Source organism: Streptomyces sp. GL_141 (assembly GCF_057834385.1).
In genome coordinates, this window is the sequence record NZ_CM174402.1 from 2,077,572 (window position 1) to 2,092,297 (window position 14,726).

Below are 14,726 nucleotides of genomic sequence, written 5' to 3' on the forward strand. Positions count from 1 at the left end.
AGCAGGAGGCGTGGGGCGTGTAAGGAGGCGAGCGCGGCACACTCAATCACCACCGACAGATGAACGCAATATCTCGCGCAGATTTCGCAAGAGATTGGCAGCGGAGCGCCGGGTGGCGCGGGCGGTGAACGCAAAACAGGGCCCCACAACGTCAGCGGGACGTTGCGGGGCCCTGTGGCCGGGGGTCGAACTCGGTGCAGCCCGGCGGGGCGCTACTCCGGACGGGGGCGCGGGGCCTGCGCGGTGGAGCCCCGCACGACGAGCTCGGGCTCGAAGAGCAGCTCCCCGGGCTGCACGGCGGCCCCCTGGATCTGCGCGGTGAGCAGCTCCACGGCCGCCCTGCCCATGGCCTCGATGGGCTGGCGGACGGTGGTCAGCGGGGGTTCCGTGCAGTTCATGAAGGCCGAGTCGTCGTACCCGACGACGGAGACCTGGCCGGGTACGTCCAGGCCGCGCCGGCGGGCGGCCCTGATGGCCCCCAGGGCCAGCGGGTCGCTCGCGCAGATGATGCCGGTCACCCCGCGGTCCAGCAGTCTCGACGTGGCCGCGTGGCCGCCCTCCAGGGAGAACAGCGCCCGCTCCACGTGTGCGGCGGGCAGCTCGGTGCCGGCCGCCGCGGCGACCGCCTGGGCGGCCACCAGCTTGCGCAGGGAGGGGATGTGGTCGGGCGGGCCCAGCACCAGCCCGATGCGCTCGTGACCGAGGGAGGCCAAGTGGCGCCAGGCCTGTTCGACCGCGACGGCGTCGTCGCAGGAGACGCACGGGAAGCCGAGGTCCTCTATCGAGGCGTTGATGAGCACCACCGGGACCTTGCGGTCGTGGAGCAGCCGGTAGTGCTCGTGCGGGGCGTCGGCCTGCGCGAAGAGCCCGCCGGCGAAGACGACGCCGGAGACCTGCTGCTGGAGCAGGAGCTCGACGTAGTCGGCCTCGGAGACCCCGCCGGTGGTCTGCGTGCAGAGCACCGGGGTCAGCCCCTGCTGGGCCAGCGCTCCGCCGATCACCTCGGCGAAGGCCGGGAAGATCGGGTTCTGGAGTTCGGGCAGGACCAGGCCGACCAGCCGGGCACGTTCGCCGCGCAGCTGGGTGGGGCGTTCGTAGCCGAGGACGTCCAGTGCGGTGAGCACGGACTGGCGGGTTGCGTCCGAGACGCCCGGCTTGCCGTTGAGCACCCGGCTGACCGTTGCCTCGCTGACCCCCACCTTCTTCGCCACTTGAGCAAGTCGTCGCGTCATGAGCGCAAGAGTAGCGCAAACAATGCAAGTTCCTTGCAGTTCGATTACGGCCAGTTTGGCCCATCGGAAACCGGCGCGGAACCCCCCGCGTCCCGCCGGCCCCGGCGGGCCTCCGGGCCGCGAGCGGCGGGGCACCCCGAAGGGATGCCCCGCCGCCCTCGTTTCCCGGTGCGCGCCGCCCGCTACGGCAGCTGGTTGATCTTGAACGTCGAGGTCGTGTTCCGCACGTCCACGGCGTTGTCGCTCATCCTCAGGTTCTGGATGGTGACCTCACCCACCGCCGGCCCTTGTCCCGCCTCGGGCATCTCGTTCGCCCAGAGACCGAAGCCGGACTTGGCGTCGAAGGCGTCACCGCTCTTCTTCGCCCCCGTGATGGTGATGTCCTTCAGAACGGTGTCCTTGATGGGATTGACCGGCTGACCTCCGACGTACTGCGTCTGGAACATGATTCCGCTGTAGGTCGGATCGACGATGTCCACGTTGTTGATGCGGATTCCCTGGAACACCTTGGAAGCCGAGAAGATCCAGATTCCGGGGAAGGTCTGCGCCCCCCAGAAATGGCCTCCGGCCCGGACAATCGAGATGTTCTCGAAGAGCGTCGGGTCGGTCCCGAATCCGTTCATCGGATACCCGAAGTCCAGCGAGCTGATGGTGATGCCCGAGTAGACGAGGATGTCGGCGATGTAGATGTTGCGGAAGGTGTTGTCGAAGCCGCCGTAGACGGCGACACCGGCCGCGCGCCAGGTCAGGATGGCGCTCAGGTTCTCGTAGACGTTGTTCTTCATGTCCGCGCCGCCCGCGTCGATGGCGGAGAACAGCGCGAAGCTGTCGTCACCCGTGGAACGCGCCTCGATGTTGGTCACGAGGTTGTCCGTGCTGCCGTTGGTCATGTTGATGCCGTCGGCGAAGGTGTCCCGGATCCGCGAGTTCTTGATCGTGATCCGGTCGGTGTTGGCGCCCCAGTACAGGCACACCTGGTGTTCGTTCCAGATGTTGTCGATGGTCATGTCGGTCACGTTGGAGAAGTCGAAGACCTTGCCGGGACCGTCGATGCGCGAGGTGTAGTTGCCGAAGTAGGCGAACCCCGTGAAGGACGAGCCCTTGGCGGTGCCCTCCGCGCGCCATCCGTTGTCGGTGTTGTCCTGCGAGGACGGGGCGTGGAAGCGGGTGAACCACGGCCCGGCGCCGACGACCTGCACGGCCTTTCCGTACACCTGGAACTTGCTCGCCGTGGCGTAGTCGCCCGGCGGCAGGTAGACGCCCACGAGCTTGCCCGTGGTGTCCATGCGGACCTTGTCCAGGGCGTTCTGCACGTCCTGGTGGGTGAAGCCGGCGGGCACCGTGTAGGTGGCCGGGTCGGGGTTGGGGATCACCGTGGCCTGTTCCAGGCTCACGAAGTCGATCGCGTAGGTGGTGGTGTTCGCCGCGTCCTTCTGGAGGCGGATCTTGCTGCCCGCCGGGACGGTCTCGCCGAGGAGGATGTTCGCCTCGTCGTAGATGTGCCGCGGGGCTCCGGCGCTCGGCGCGTTGCCCGGGCCGGCCTCGGCCCCGTAGAGCCAGGCGTACTTCGAGGTCAGCGGCAGGGCCTTCTTGAGGACGCCGTTGACGTAGACGTTGATGGTGGAGTCGATGCCGCCGCCGCCCGGGGCGTCCGGGATGGAGAAGCGGGTGACCAGGGTGTTCGTCGCGGCCCGGGTGGTGAACTCGACGTACTCGCCCGTCGCGTCCAGGTTCACGGCCTTGCGGCCCGAGGCCTCGCCGGCGATGTCGCCGACGGTCCGGTTGGGACCGACGACGTTGGCTCCGCCGCCGACCGCGCCGTCCTCCGCCTCGTAGGTGTCGTAGGGCATGTTCGCCCCGCGGCCGACGAAGAAGGGCTTGGTGGAGGTGTTGTTGCCGCGCTTGACCGGCAGTTCGTTGGCATCGTCGGCGAGGACCACCTTGACGGTGTACTTGCCGTTGGCCGCCGTCCAGTTGCCGAGTGCGATCGGCGCCGAGGAGGCACCGGCCGCGAGCGCGCCGCCGAAGGATCCGGTCAGCGTACGGATGGTGGCGCCGCCCGCGTCCTGGAGGGTGAGGGTGACGTTGTGGGTGCCCGCGGCGGCGGCCACGGTGCCCTGGTTCCTGACCGTGACGGAGAACTCCACGGACTGGCCGGCGGACGGGGCGCTCGGCGACCACCCGACGGACGAGGCCACCAGGTCAGAGCTGTCGACCGGGCGGACCACCAGCGGGGAGCCGGTGAGGCTGTTGTTGGTGTCGTTCTGTTCGACGACCGTGTTCGCCTCGTCGACGATCGCGCTCAGCGCGTAGCTGCCCGCGTCGCGCGGGCCGATGCCGGCCGTGACGGTGGCCGAGGCGCCGGCGGCCAGCGCGGGCACGTTGGCGGAGGCGATCTTCGAGCCGCCCAGCTGGAAGGAGACGGTGGTCGCCGGCGCCGGGGCCGGGCCGCTGTTCTTGACGGTGGCGGACAGCGTGACGGAGTCCGACTCCACGGGGGCGGCCGGGCTCGCGCTCACCGCGGTGACCTGGAGGTCCGGGTTGGGCGCCGCGACGCCCATGACCTGGAACTCGGCGATCTGGCCGTTGGAGGACCCGGTGTTGGAGGTGAAGCGCAGCTGTACGTCCGCGACCCGGGCGTTCAGCGGGATGGTGACGGTGTTGGAGCCGGAGGACGGGTTGAAGACGTAGTCCTTGGCGGCCACCAGGCCCGTGACGCCCGAGGCGCTCTGCTCGCGGCCGAGCACCTGGATGTTCTGGGTGCGGGTGCCCCAGCTGCTGTCCGGGTTGAGCTTGAGGACCAGGCGGTCGACATCGGCGTTGGCGCCGAGCTTGACGGTCAGGGTGCTCGGGTAGGCGCCGCCGGCTCCCTCCCAGTAGGTGGAGGTGCTGTTGTCGTTGGCGTTCTCCGCGACGAAGGTGTGGATCACGGAAGAGCCCTCGATGGGCTTGCCGACGGCCAGGTTGGAGCCGCCCGTGCCTCCGCTGCCATTGCGCGTCACGGAGTTGCTGTCGCCGGAGCGGTTGCCCGCCGCGTCCTTGGCCCGGACGAAGTAGCTCACGGTGGCGGTGGCCGGCTGGCTGTCGATGTGGCTGGTCGCGCTGCCCGCGACCGTGGTGAGCAGCACGTTGTTGGCGAACACCTCGTAGCCGGTGACGCCGACGTTGTCGGTGGAGGCCTGCCAGTTCAGCTTGATCTGGCCGGCGGCCGGCTCGGTGAAGGTCAGGGCCCCCGGGGCGGTCGGGGCCTGGGTGTCACCGGTGTCGCCGGCGCGGGTGACGCTGTTGCTGTTCGCCGACTGGTTGCCGGCCGCGTCCTTGGCCCGGACGTAGTAGGTCACGCTCGCGGAGGCGGGCTGGGTGTCGGTGTAGGTGGTGACGTTGCCCGCGACGCTGGTGCGCAGCTGGTTGTTGGCGTAGACCTCGTACCCGGTCACCCCGGTGTTGTCGGTGGCGGCGTTCCAGGTGAGCTTGATCTGGCCGGTCGCGGGCTCGCTGTAGGCGAGGGCGGTCGGGGCGGTCGGGGCCTGGGTGTCACCGGTGGTCGGGCCGTAGATCTCCAGCTCGGAGAGCTGCCCGCCGGGCTGTACGGAGTTGGCCGCTATCCACACCCGTACGTAGCGGGTGGTGGTGGCGTCGAAGGAGATGCTCACCGTGTTGGCGCCGGCGGCGTTGAACTCGTACCCCTTGGACGCCGTCAGGTCGAGGTGGTCCGTTCCGTTGGCGCTGCCCTGGATCTTGAGGGTCTGGGTGCGGGCGCCCCAGTTCTCGGGGAGCTTGAGGACCACGCGGTCCACGCGGACGGAGGAGCCCAGGTCGGCCTGGAGCCACTGGGGCATGGCGTTGTTGACGCTCTCCCAGTAGCTGGCAGTGTTGCCGTCGTTGGCGTTGCCCGGCACGTAGACCTGGGTGTTGCTGCTCGCGGTGAGCGTCTTGCCGAGGGCCAGGTTGGTACCGGACTCGCCGGGGGCGCGGACCTCCAGCTCGGAGAGCTGGGCGGCCTGCCAGCCGGTGTTGGCGGTGATGTCGATCCGCACGTACCGGGCCTGGGTGGCCGGGAAGGCGATGGTGACCATGTTTCCGGCGCCCTGGCCGAAGGTGTAGGTCGCCGAGCTCACCAGGGTGCTGAAGCTGGTGCCGTCCGCACTGCCCTGGACGGACAGGGTCTGGTTGCGGCTCTCCCATGAGGCGGGGAGCTTGAGCACCACCTGGTCGACGCGGGTGGTGGCTCCGAGGTCGGTCTGCACCCATTGCGGGAAGGTGCTGCCGGCGCTCTCCCAGTACGAGGACTGGTTGCCGTCGGTGACGTTGCCGGCCGCGTAGGCGCCGTTGGTACTGCTCGCCGTGGCGGGCCTGCCCGCCGAGACGCTCGGTCCGCCGGCGGCCACGGCGCTCAGAGCGGGCCAGCCCAGCATCAGCAGGGCCGTGCTGATCAAGGCGGCCAGGGTCCGCCATCTCCAGTTGTGCCTTCTCATATGTCCTCGTCCCTCGACATGAACTTTCTGAACCATGGGAGATAGGAATTTGCAGCGTGCGGTGCGAGAGTTGCAGAGCTTTGGCGAGTCGTCTACATCCCTGACCGCACTTTTATGCCGTCATCGCTTGCGCAAGCTGGGCGCAAATAACGCAAGCCATTTGCGTGATAGGGCCACATTCCACTTAGGCCCGAACCGGCCTACCGTTCGTACTCATGCGGTCCCTGCGGTTCCTCCCCATGAGCACTCGGCGCCTCGGGCTGCCCCGGCGGGCCGCCTCCCAGATCCTGTTGACCCAGCTGGCCATCGCCGCCGGGGTCCTCGCCCTGGCCACCGGCCTCTTCCTGGCCCCGCTGAGCGCGCAGCTCGACGACCAGGCCATGCGGCGCGCCCTGGCCATCGCCCAGAGCGCCGCCGCCGACCCCTCCCTGGCCGCCGGCCTCCTCGGCTCGGCTCCCTCGCCGGACAGCCCGGTACAGACCTCCGCCGAGCGGATCCGCTCGGCCACGGGCGCCGAGTACGTGGTCGTCCTGGACCTGGACGGCATCCGCCGCTCGCACCCGAGCCCCGACCGCATCGGGCGGCCCGTCTCCACCGACCCCGGCGAGGTCCTGGCCGGCCGCGAGGTCATGGAGATCGACGAGGGCACCCTGGGGCGCTCGGCGCGCGGCAAGGTCCCCCTGCTCGCCGCCGACGGGGAGATCGTCGGCGCCGTATCGGTCGGCATCGCCTACGACAGCGTCCAGGGCCGCCTGCTCGGCGCCATCCCGGGCCTGCTCGCGTACGCCAGCGGCGCCCTCGCGGCGGGCGCCCTCGCCGCCTACCTGCTCTCGCGCAGGATCCACCGGCAGACCCGCGACCTGGCCTTCTCCGATATCGCGGGCCTGCTCGCCGAACGCGAGGCGATGCTGCACTCCATCCGGGAAGGCGTGATCGCCCTCGACCGGGCCGGCCGGATCCGGCTGGTCAACGACGAGGCGGCCCGGCTCCTGGGCCTCGCCCCCGAGGCCGCCGGCGCCGCCACCGGCCGCGCCCTGGACGAGGTGCTCGGCGCGGGCCGCACCACCGACGTCCTCACCGGCCGGGTCACCGGCCGCGACCTGCTCACCGTCCAGGGCGCCCGGGTCCTGGTCGCCAACCGGATGCCCACCGAGGACGGCGGAGCCGTGGCCACCCTGCGCGACCGCACCGAGCTGGAACACCTGGGCCGCGAGCTCGACTCCACCAAGGGCCTGATCGACGCCCTGCGCGCCCAGGACCACGAGCACGCCAACCGGCTCCACACCCTCCTCGGCCTGCTGGAACTGGGCCTGTACGAGGAAGCCGTCGACTTCGTCACGGAGGTGGTCGGGGTGCACCGCAGCACCGCCGAGCAGGTCACCGAGAAGGTGCACGACCCCCTGCTCGCCGCCCTGCTGATGGGCAAGGCCACGGTCGCGGCGGAGCGCGGGGTCCCCCTGCGGCTGGCCGGATCCGCGCTGCTGCCCGACCGCCTGGTCGACCCCGGAGGCCTGGTCACCATCCTCGGCAACCTGGTCGACAACGCGCTGGACGCCGCGGTCGGCTCGTCCGCGCCGCTCGTCGAGGTCGACATCCGGGCCGACGGCCGCACGGCGGTCCTGCTCGTCCGCGACAGCGGCCCCGGCATCCCGGTGGCGTGCCGCGAGGAGATCTTCACCGAGGGCTGGTCGACCAAGCAGCCCCAGGCCGGCGCCCACCGCGGACGCGGGCTCGGCCTCGCCCTGGTGCGGCGCCTGGCCGAACGGCAGGGCGGCACGGTCCGGGCCGGCGAGGCGGCGGACGGCGGGACGGAATTCTCCGTCGTCCTCCCGGAGGCCCTGCGATGAGCACCTTCGACGCCTCCGGCGGCTTCGGTGCCTCCAGCCCGTCCAGCCCGTCCAGCCCGTCCAGCGCTTCCCCCGCTTCCACCGCTTCCACCGCTTCCACCGCTTCCACCGCTTTTGACGTACTGGTCGTCGACGACGACCTGCGGGTCGCCCGGATCAACGCGGCCTACGTGGCCAAGGTGCCCGGCTTCCGCGTGGCGGCCCAGGCCCATTCGGCGGCGGAGGCTCTGGCGCTCCTCGACTCACGCCCGGTGGACCTGATCCTCCTCGACCACTACCTCCCCGACGAGAACGGCCTCGACCTGGTCCGGCGCCTGCGCGAGCGCGGCCACCACACCGACGTGATCATGGTGACGGCCGCCCGCGACCTCGCCACGGTCCAGGCCGCGATGCGCCTCGGCGCCCTCCAGTACCTGGTCAAGCCCTTCACCTTCGCGGGCCTGCGCACCCGGCTGGAGGCTTACGGGGCCCTGCGCCGCACCCTGGACACGGGCGGCGAGGCCGAACAGGCCGAGGTGGACCGGATCTTCGGCGCCCTCGCCGCGGCCGGCGCCGACGCCCCGAGCGACCTCCCCAAGGGCCACTCCCCCACCACCGCCGACCTGGTCCGCGGGATCCTGCGCGCGGCCGAGGGCCCGCTCTCCACCCAGCAGATCGCCGACCGCGCGGGCATCAGCCGCCAGACCGCCCAGCGCTACCTCAAGCTCCTCGACCGCGCCGGCCGCGTCGTCCTCGCCCTCCGGTACGGCGAAACGGGCCGCCCCGAACACCGCTACGCCTGGCGTCCGCCCACGACCGGCTGACACCGACCGGCGGCGGCCGGTCGTGGGCGGACGCCCGGCCGGCCCTACACCGCCCCGGCGCCCGTCAGCGCGCGGACCTCGGTCTCCGCGTGCCGCCGCTCGTCCGGCTCCTCCGCCGAAGTCACGGTGCCCAGCCAGCCCGCCAGGAAGCCCAGCGGGATGGACACGATGCCCGGGTTCTGGAGCGGGAAGAGCTGGAAGTCCACGCCGGGGAAAAGCGATTCGGGGCTGCCGGAGACCACCGGGGACAGAGCCACCAGCAGCACGGCCGGAAGCAGCCCCCCGTACACCGACCAGACGGCGCCCCGCGTGGTGAACCCGCGCCAGAACAGCGAGTACAGGAGCACCGGCAGGTTCGCCGAGGCCGCCACCGCGAAGGCCAGACCCACCAGGAAGGCCACGTTCAGGTCCTGCGCGAGCAGACCCAGCGCGATCGCCACCGCCCCGATCCCGACCGCCGCCACCCTGGCCACCGCCACCTCGCTGCGCTGCCGGGCGTGGCGGCGCTTGAGCGAGGCGTACAGGTCGTGCGCGACGGAGGCCGACGAGGCGAGGGTGATTCCCGCGACCACCGCGAGGATGGTCGCGAAGGCGATGGCCGCCACGAAGGCGAACAGCACCGCGCCGCCGGTCGAGTCGGCCCCGCCGCCCAGGAAGGCCGCGAGCAGCGGAACCGCGGTGTTCCCCGAGGCGTTGGAGGCCCGGACCTCCTCCGGCCCGAGCAGCGCCGCCGCACCGAAGCCGAGCACGATGGTCATCAGGTAGAAGCCGCCGATCAGCCCGATCGCCCACACCACCGACCGGCGGGCCGCCCGCGCCGTGGGCACGGTGTAGAACCGGGACAGGATGTGCGGCAGCCCGGCCGTCCCCAGGACCAGCGCGAGCCCGAGGCTCATGAAGTCGAAGCGGGCCGTCCAGTCGCCTCCGTACTTGAGCCCGGGGCCCAGGAACCGGTCGCCGTGCCCGCTGCGCTCGGCGGCGCTGCTGAGCAGCTGGTCGAAGTTCCCGTGGAAGCGCAGCAGCACGAGCACCGTCAGGGTGATCGCCCCGCCCATCAGCAGCACGGCCTTGACGATCTGGATCCAGGTGGTGGCCCGCATGCCGCCGAAGGACACGTAGATCACCATGAGCGCCCCGACCCCGATGACGGTCAGCGTCCGTGCGGCCCGGCCCGAATCGGCGAGCAGCAGGCCCACGAGGCTGCCCGCACCGACCATCTGCGCGACGAGGTACAGCACGGAGACGACCACCGACGAGGTCCCGGCGGCGATCCGCACCGGCCGCTCGCTCATCCGCGCGGCGACCACGTCGGCGAGGGTGAACCGGCCGCAGTTGCGGACGAGTTCGGCGACGAGGAACAGGACGACCAGCCAGGCGACGAGGAAGCCCACCGAGTACAGCAGGCCGTCGTAGCCGAAGAGGGCGATGAGGCCGGAGATGCCGAGGAAGGAGGCGGCGGACATGTAGTCGCCGGCGATGGCGAAACCGTTCTCCATCGGGGAGAACAGCCGCCCGCCCGCGTAGAACTCCTCTGCCGAACCGTGCCGGTTGCGGCTCACCCAGGTGGTGATGCCCAGGGTGACGGCGATGAAGACGCTGAACAGGAGCAGCGCCAGGGTCTGGTGCTCCGTGGTCACCGGCCCGCCCCCCGTGCGCGGGTCCGCTCCCCGGCGTCCGCCCGGCGGACCTGCTCCTGCTCGAAGACCGTCCAGCGCAGGTCCAACGCCGCGCGGTCGCGCCGCAGCCGGGCGTGGCGGGCGTAGGCCCAGGTCAGCAGGAAGGTGCTGAGGAACTGGCCGAAGCCCGCGAGCAGGGCCACGTTGACGGATCCGAACACCGGCCGGGCCATCATGCCGGGCGCCGTCGTGGCGGCGATCACGTAGGCGACGTACCAGAGGAAGAAGCCGGCGGTGGCGGGGACGACGAACCTCCGGTAGCGGCCGCGCACCTCCTGGAAGGCGGCGCTGCGCTGCACTTCGAGGTAGATGTCCGACGCCGCGCGTGCGGGTGCGCCACCTGGGGAGGAGCTCGGCGGTGACGTTTCCGCTCCACCGCCCGCGGCTCCACCGGGCCCCTCGCCTACGCCGGCACCCTCGCCCTCGCCCCAACCGACGGCCAGCGCGTCGTACCAGGGGTCGTCCAGCCGGATCGTTCCGGCATCACGACCTTCGTGCTTGTCCACCGAACTCTCCTTGTCCGCCGCCGCAGTGGCCGCGTGCCCACAAGGATGTGCGGGAGGGACGGTTTCCGGACTGGTGTCCCGGTGCTCTTCACTCCATCAGGTGATGGAGCGAAGAGCACCGGTGTGCCAGTGCCAGGGAAGTGCCACCGGAGCTCAGCCGGTGGCCCCGGGTGGCCCCGGGTCCGGTCAGGCGTCGATCCGCGACCGGTCCAGGGTGGCGGCGGAGCTGGTGATGAACTCCTTGCGCGGAGCCACCTCGTTGCCCATGAGCAGGTCGAACACCGACTCGGCCGAGTCCAGGTCGCCGATGTTGATCCGGCGCAGGGTGCGGAAACGGGGATCCATGGTGGTCTCCGCCAGCTGGTCGGCGTCCATCTCGCCGAGGCCCTTGTAGCGCTGGATCGAGTCCTTGTAGCGGATGTTCTTGCGCTGGTACTCCAGCAGGGTCTGGCGCAGCTCGTTGTCCGAGTACGTGTAGACGTACTTGTCCTGGCCCTTCTTCGGCTGGACGAGCTCGATCCGGTGCAGCGGCGGCACCGCGGCGAAGACCCGGCCCGCCTCGACCATCGGGCGCATGTAGCGCTGGAAGAGCGTGAGCAGCAGGCAGCGGATGTGCGCGCCGTCCACATCGGCGTCCACGAGCAGGACGATCTTCCCGTACCGGGCGGCGTCGATGTCGAAGGTCCGGCCCGAGCCGGCTCCTATGACCTGGATGATCGCCCCGCACTCGGCGTTCTTGAGCATGTCCGAGACCGAGGACTTCTGGACGTTGAGGATCTTGCCCCGGATGGGCAGCAGCGCCTGGAATTCGGAGTTCCGGGCGAGCTTGGCCGTACCGAGCGCCGAGTCCCCCTCGACGATGAAGAGCTCGCTGCGCTCCACGTCGTCGCTGCGGCAGTCGGCCAGCTTGGCGGGCAGCGAGGAGGACTCCAGCGCGGTCTTGCGGCGCTGCGCCTCCTTGTGCTGGCGGGCCGCGATCCGGGTCCGGGCGGCCGCGACGATCTTCTCCATCACGGAGCGGGCCTGCTGCTTGTCGTCCCGCTTGGTGGAGGTCAGGAACGCCTTGAGCTCCTTGGCGACGACGGCCGCGACGATCCGGGTGGCCGCCGAGGTGCCGAGCACCTCCTTGGTCTGCCCCTCGAACTGCGGCTCGGCGAGGCGGACGGTGACGACCGCCGTCATGCCCTCCATCGCGTCGTCCTTGACCACGTCGTCCTCGGCGACGCGCAGCAGCTTCGCGGAGCGCAGCACCTCGTTCACGGTCTTGGTGACCGAGCGCTCGAAGCCGGAGATGTGGGTACCGCCCTTGGGGGTGGCGATGATGTTCACGAACGACTTCACGTTCGTCTCGTACCCCGTGCCCCAGCGCAGGGCGATGTCCACGCCGAGCTCACGGGTGACCTCGGTGGGGGTCATGTGGCCGCGGTCGTCGAGGACCGGGACGGTCTCCTTGAAGATGCCGGTGCCGGTCAGGCGCAGGACGTCGCAGGCCGCCTTGTCCTGGGCGAGGTACTCGCAGAACTCGCTGATGCCCCCGTCGAAGCGGAAGGTCTCCTCGGTCTTGCCGGCCCCTTCCAGGGCCCGCTCGTCGCGGACCACGATGGTCAGGCCGGGCACGAGGAAGGCCGTCTGGCGGGCGCGCTGGTAGAGCGTGTCCAGCGTGAGCTTGGCGTCCTTGAGGAAGATCTGCCGGTCGGCCCAGTAGCGGATCCGGGTGCCCGTCTTGCCCTTGGCGATCCGCTTGCCCTTGCGCAGACCGTTGGCGGGGTCGAAGGGGCTGTCGGGGCCCTGCTCGGTGAACATGCCGGGGACGCCGCGGCGGAAGCTGATCGCCTGCGTCGCGCTGCCCCGGTCGACCTCCACGTCCAGACGCGCCGAGAGGGCGTTGACGACGGAGGCACCGACACCGTGCAGGCCGCCGGAGGCCGCGTACGACCCGCCGCCGAACTTGCCGCCGGCGTGCAGCTTGGTCATGACGACCTCGACGCCGGAGAGACCGGTCTTGGGCTCGATGTCCACGGGGATGCCGCGACCGTTGTCGCGGACCTCCACGGAGGAGTCCTCGTGGAGGATCACCTCGATGTGGTCGCAGTAGCCGCCCAGGGCCTCATCGACGGAATTGTCGATGATCTCCCAGAGGCAGTGCATGAGGCCCCGGCTGTCGGTGGAGCCGATATACATGCCGGGGCGCTTGCGGACGGCCTCGAGGCCCTCGAGGACGAGCAGGTGCCGCGCGGTGTAGTTGGAGCCGTCCCGGTCTGCTCCGGTCAGCAGTGCGCTGGAAGGCACGGACGTGTCGGCGGTCACGCAGTTCGCTCCTCGCTGAATTCTTTTTCTGGCCCGGTCGGGCGCAGTGGTGGCTCGGTTGCCGTTGGAAGGGTACCGAGGCCTGGTAGAGCCGATGCAACGCCATCCCAGCCCCTTCACCAGCCTAGTGCAGGTCCGTACGCATGTTCGATCCCCCGTGAGGGTGAAGCAAACATCACGTTCCCTTCCGCGCATGAACCATTTAGTGTTCGGGCACGTCCTCATGAACAACCGGCACTCAGCCGGAGAGGGCAGAACTGCGACAAGCGAACGACCTGACAACGCGAAACCGTAAAGCAACGCAATACGGCTCCTTCGCCGCCAACCGGCAACGGCCGGCCAGCTTCGGAAGGAAGTTTCGAGGAAAAGCCGCGAGCGGGAACGTTTTCGGCCTGGTTGGATGTTGACCCTGGTACGACAGCTCGTCGAGCTAGAGAAGAGGCGACGTGACTACTGTTCTGACACCCGCGACCCCGCTGACGGCCGCTGACCGATGCGACCGTTGCGGCGCCCAGGCATATCTGCGCGTCGTCCTGCTGAGCGGCGGTGAACTGCTCTTCTGCGCCCACCACGGACGCAAGTTCGAGCCGGAACTCAAGAAGATCGCCGCGGAAATACAGGATGAGACCGAGCGGCTTACGTCCGCTCCGGCGGCCAGTGCCGCCGAACCCGAGGACCGCTGACACAAGGCCTACACCTCGCATCCGACGAGCCAGGACCGGCGATGCCGGTCGACGGGCGGTACCTCTGCGACCCAGAGGGACCGCCCGTCCTCATGTCCGGACGGGGTTCAGCGCCCCGCCGGGGCCCGGTCCCCCGCCACGAGGGCCCTCCCGGGCCCCTGAGCGGGGCGTACGTCCATCCCCAGCACTCCGCGGGCACCAGGACGGCCCGGTTCCCCCCGGGCCGCCTCCGGGCCGCTGACGGAGTCGCTGACGGAGTCGGCGACGAAGCCGATCAGCGGTGCGATCCGCGTGTACACCCCCGGGCTGTCCGCCCGCCCGCAGCCGCGCCCCCAGGACACCAGCCCGATCAGCCGGCCCTGGGCCACCAGGGGACCGCCGCTGTCCCCCTGGCAGGCGTCCTTGCCGCCCTCGCGGTCCCCCGCGCACACCATGGAGTCGGACCGGTACTGACCGTCGGCGTCTCCGGGGTAGGCCCGCCCGCACACCTCGTCCGCCAGCACCGTCACCCTGGCGGCCCGCAGCGCGTAGGCGTAGTCGCCGAAGCCGCTGGTGTCGCCCCAGCCGTATACGGCCGCCTCGGTGCCGGCCCCGTACGCCGGATGCCCGGGGCCGGCCATCGGCAGCACGTTCTGGGCGGCCACGGCTTCGACCAGCTCCAGGACCGCCAGGTCTCCGGCATTGCTGCCCGGGTCGTAGGCCGGGTTCACCCGGGCGGAACGCACCGCGATCTCCCTGCCCTCGCCCGCGCGCAGCTCCGTACGCCCGGTGATCACCCGGAAATCGCGGACGGAGTCGACCGGGCCGCCCAGCACCTGGCGCCCCAGGCAGTGGGCCGCGGTCACCACCTTGGTCGGGGCGACGAGGACGCCCCCGCAGAACTGCCCGCCGCGCGTACCCCCGAACCGGTCACGGCTCGCGAGGGCCACGACCCAGGGGGCATCGGCCACCTTCACCGGCGTTCCGCCGATCACCACGCTGTCCGCGGCGGCTCGCGGCGCCTGGAAGAGCGGCGCCGCCGCCGCTCCCGCCGCCAGGGTCAGCGCTCCCGCCAGGACACGGGCAAAGGGACGACGCATGAGGCCTCCTGACTCCGAGTGTGCATGACTCCACTCAGAGTGGGACGCCCGGTGGCCGTGCGCACCCGCGCGGCCACCGGCGACGACCTGCGGCGAACCCCTCGCCGCGCCCTGCTCC

The 14,726-nt window shown here is 70.7% G+C and carries 9 protein-coding genes; 3 read left to right on the forward strand and 6 right to left on the reverse strand.

The genetic code is table 11. The features are described from left to right. Positions 1 to 212: 212 nt before the first annotated feature. Entirely contained in the window at positions 213 to 1,232 is a 1,020-nt protein-coding gene (locus AC3IX6_RS08780) for a LacI family DNA-binding transcriptional regulator (RefSeq protein ID WP_489369666.1), read from the reverse strand. Between the two features lie 182 nt (positions 1,233 to 1,414). Beyond that, a complete protein-coding gene (locus AC3IX6_RS08785) occupies positions 1,415 to 5,707 on the reverse strand; it encodes a galactose-binding domain-containing protein (RefSeq protein ID WP_489369667.1) in 4,293 nt (1,430 codons plus the stop codon). A gap of 239 nt (positions 5,708 to 5,946) precedes the next feature. Between AC3IX6_RS08785 and AC3IX6_RS08790 the strand changes: the two genes are divergently transcribed. Continuing rightward, entirely contained in the window at positions 5,947 to 7,554 is a 1,608-nt protein-coding gene (locus AC3IX6_RS08790) for a sensor histidine kinase (protein WP_489369668.1), read from the forward strand. Then, positions 7,551 to 8,357 carry a response regulator gene (locus tag AC3IX6_RS08795; protein ID WP_489369669.1) on the forward strand — a complete coding sequence of 269 codons (807 nt, stop codon included), beginning with the start codon at positions 7,551 to 7,553 and terminating at the stop codon, positions 8,355 to 8,357. The genes AC3IX6_RS08790 and AC3IX6_RS08795 overlap by 4 nt, the downstream gene beginning before the upstream one ends. 44 nt (positions 8,358 to 8,401) lie before the next feature. On the opposite strand, the gene AC3IX6_RS08800 is transcribed toward AC3IX6_RS08795, so the two are convergent. The 3 genes from AC3IX6_RS08800 to AC3IX6_RS08810 all read right to left on the reverse strand — a co-directional run bounded on the left by AC3IX6_RS08800 (position 8,402) and on the right by AC3IX6_RS08810 (position 12,846). Further along, positions 8,402 to 9,994 carry a solute symporter family protein gene (locus AC3IX6_RS08800; protein WP_389690755.1) on the reverse strand — a complete coding sequence of 531 codons (1,593 nt, stop codon included), beginning with the start codon at positions 9,992 to 9,994 and terminating at the stop codon, positions 8,402 to 8,404. Beyond that, positions 9,991 to 10,539 (reverse strand): DUF485 domain-containing protein, encoded by a 549-nt coding sequence (locus tag AC3IX6_RS08805; RefSeq protein ID WP_489369670.1) that lies wholly within the window; start codon positions 10,537 to 10,539, stop codon positions 9,991 to 9,993. The genes AC3IX6_RS08800 and AC3IX6_RS08805 overlap by 4 nt, the downstream gene beginning before the upstream one ends. A gap of 186 nt (positions 10,540 to 10,725) precedes the next feature. After that, positions 10,726 to 12,846, reverse strand: coding sequence for a DNA gyrase/topoisomerase IV subunit B (locus AC3IX6_RS08810; RefSeq protein ID WP_250746547.1), 2,121 nt, complete (start codon positions 12,844 to 12,846; stop codon positions 10,726 to 10,728). A 446-nt stretch (positions 12,847 to 13,292) separates the two neighbouring features. Between AC3IX6_RS08810 and AC3IX6_RS08815 the strand changes: the two genes are divergently transcribed. Then, entirely contained in the window at positions 13,293 to 13,529 is a 237-nt protein-coding gene (locus AC3IX6_RS08815) for a DUF7455 domain-containing protein (protein ID WP_112449103.1), read from the forward strand. A 107-nt stretch (positions 13,530 to 13,636) separates the two neighbouring features. On the opposite strand, the gene AC3IX6_RS08820 is transcribed toward AC3IX6_RS08815, so the two are convergent. Further along, positions 13,637 to 14,608 carry a serine protease gene (locus AC3IX6_RS08820; protein WP_489369671.1) on the reverse strand — a complete coding sequence of 324 codons (972 nt, stop codon included), beginning with the start codon at positions 14,606 to 14,608 and terminating at the stop codon, positions 13,637 to 13,639. Positions 14,609 to 14,726: the final 118 nt, after the last annotated feature.

What these genes read in the sequence shown, in the direction of transcription:
- AC3IX6_RS08785 (WP_489369667.1), bottom strand. Translation starts at nt 5,707, where the DNA reads ATGAGAAGGCACAACTGGAGATGGCGGACCCTGGCCGCCTTGATCAGC.
- AC3IX6_RS08820 (WP_489369671.1), bottom strand. Translation starts at nt 14,608, where the DNA reads ATGCGTCGTCCCTTTGCCCGTGTCCTGGCGGGAGCGCTGACCCTGGCG.
- AC3IX6_RS08790 (WP_489369668.1), top strand. Translation starts at nt 5,947, where the DNA reads ATGAGCACTCGGCGCCTCGGGCTGCCCCGGCGGGCCGCCTCCCAGATC.
- AC3IX6_RS08780 (WP_489369666.1), bottom strand. Translation starts at nt 1,232, where the DNA reads ATGACGCGACGACTTGCTCAAGTGGCGAAGAAGGTGGGGGTCAGCGAG.
- AC3IX6_RS08795 (WP_489369669.1), top strand. Translation starts at nt 7,551, where the DNA reads ATGAGCACCTTCGACGCCTCCGGCGGCTTCGGTGCCTCCAGCCCGTCC.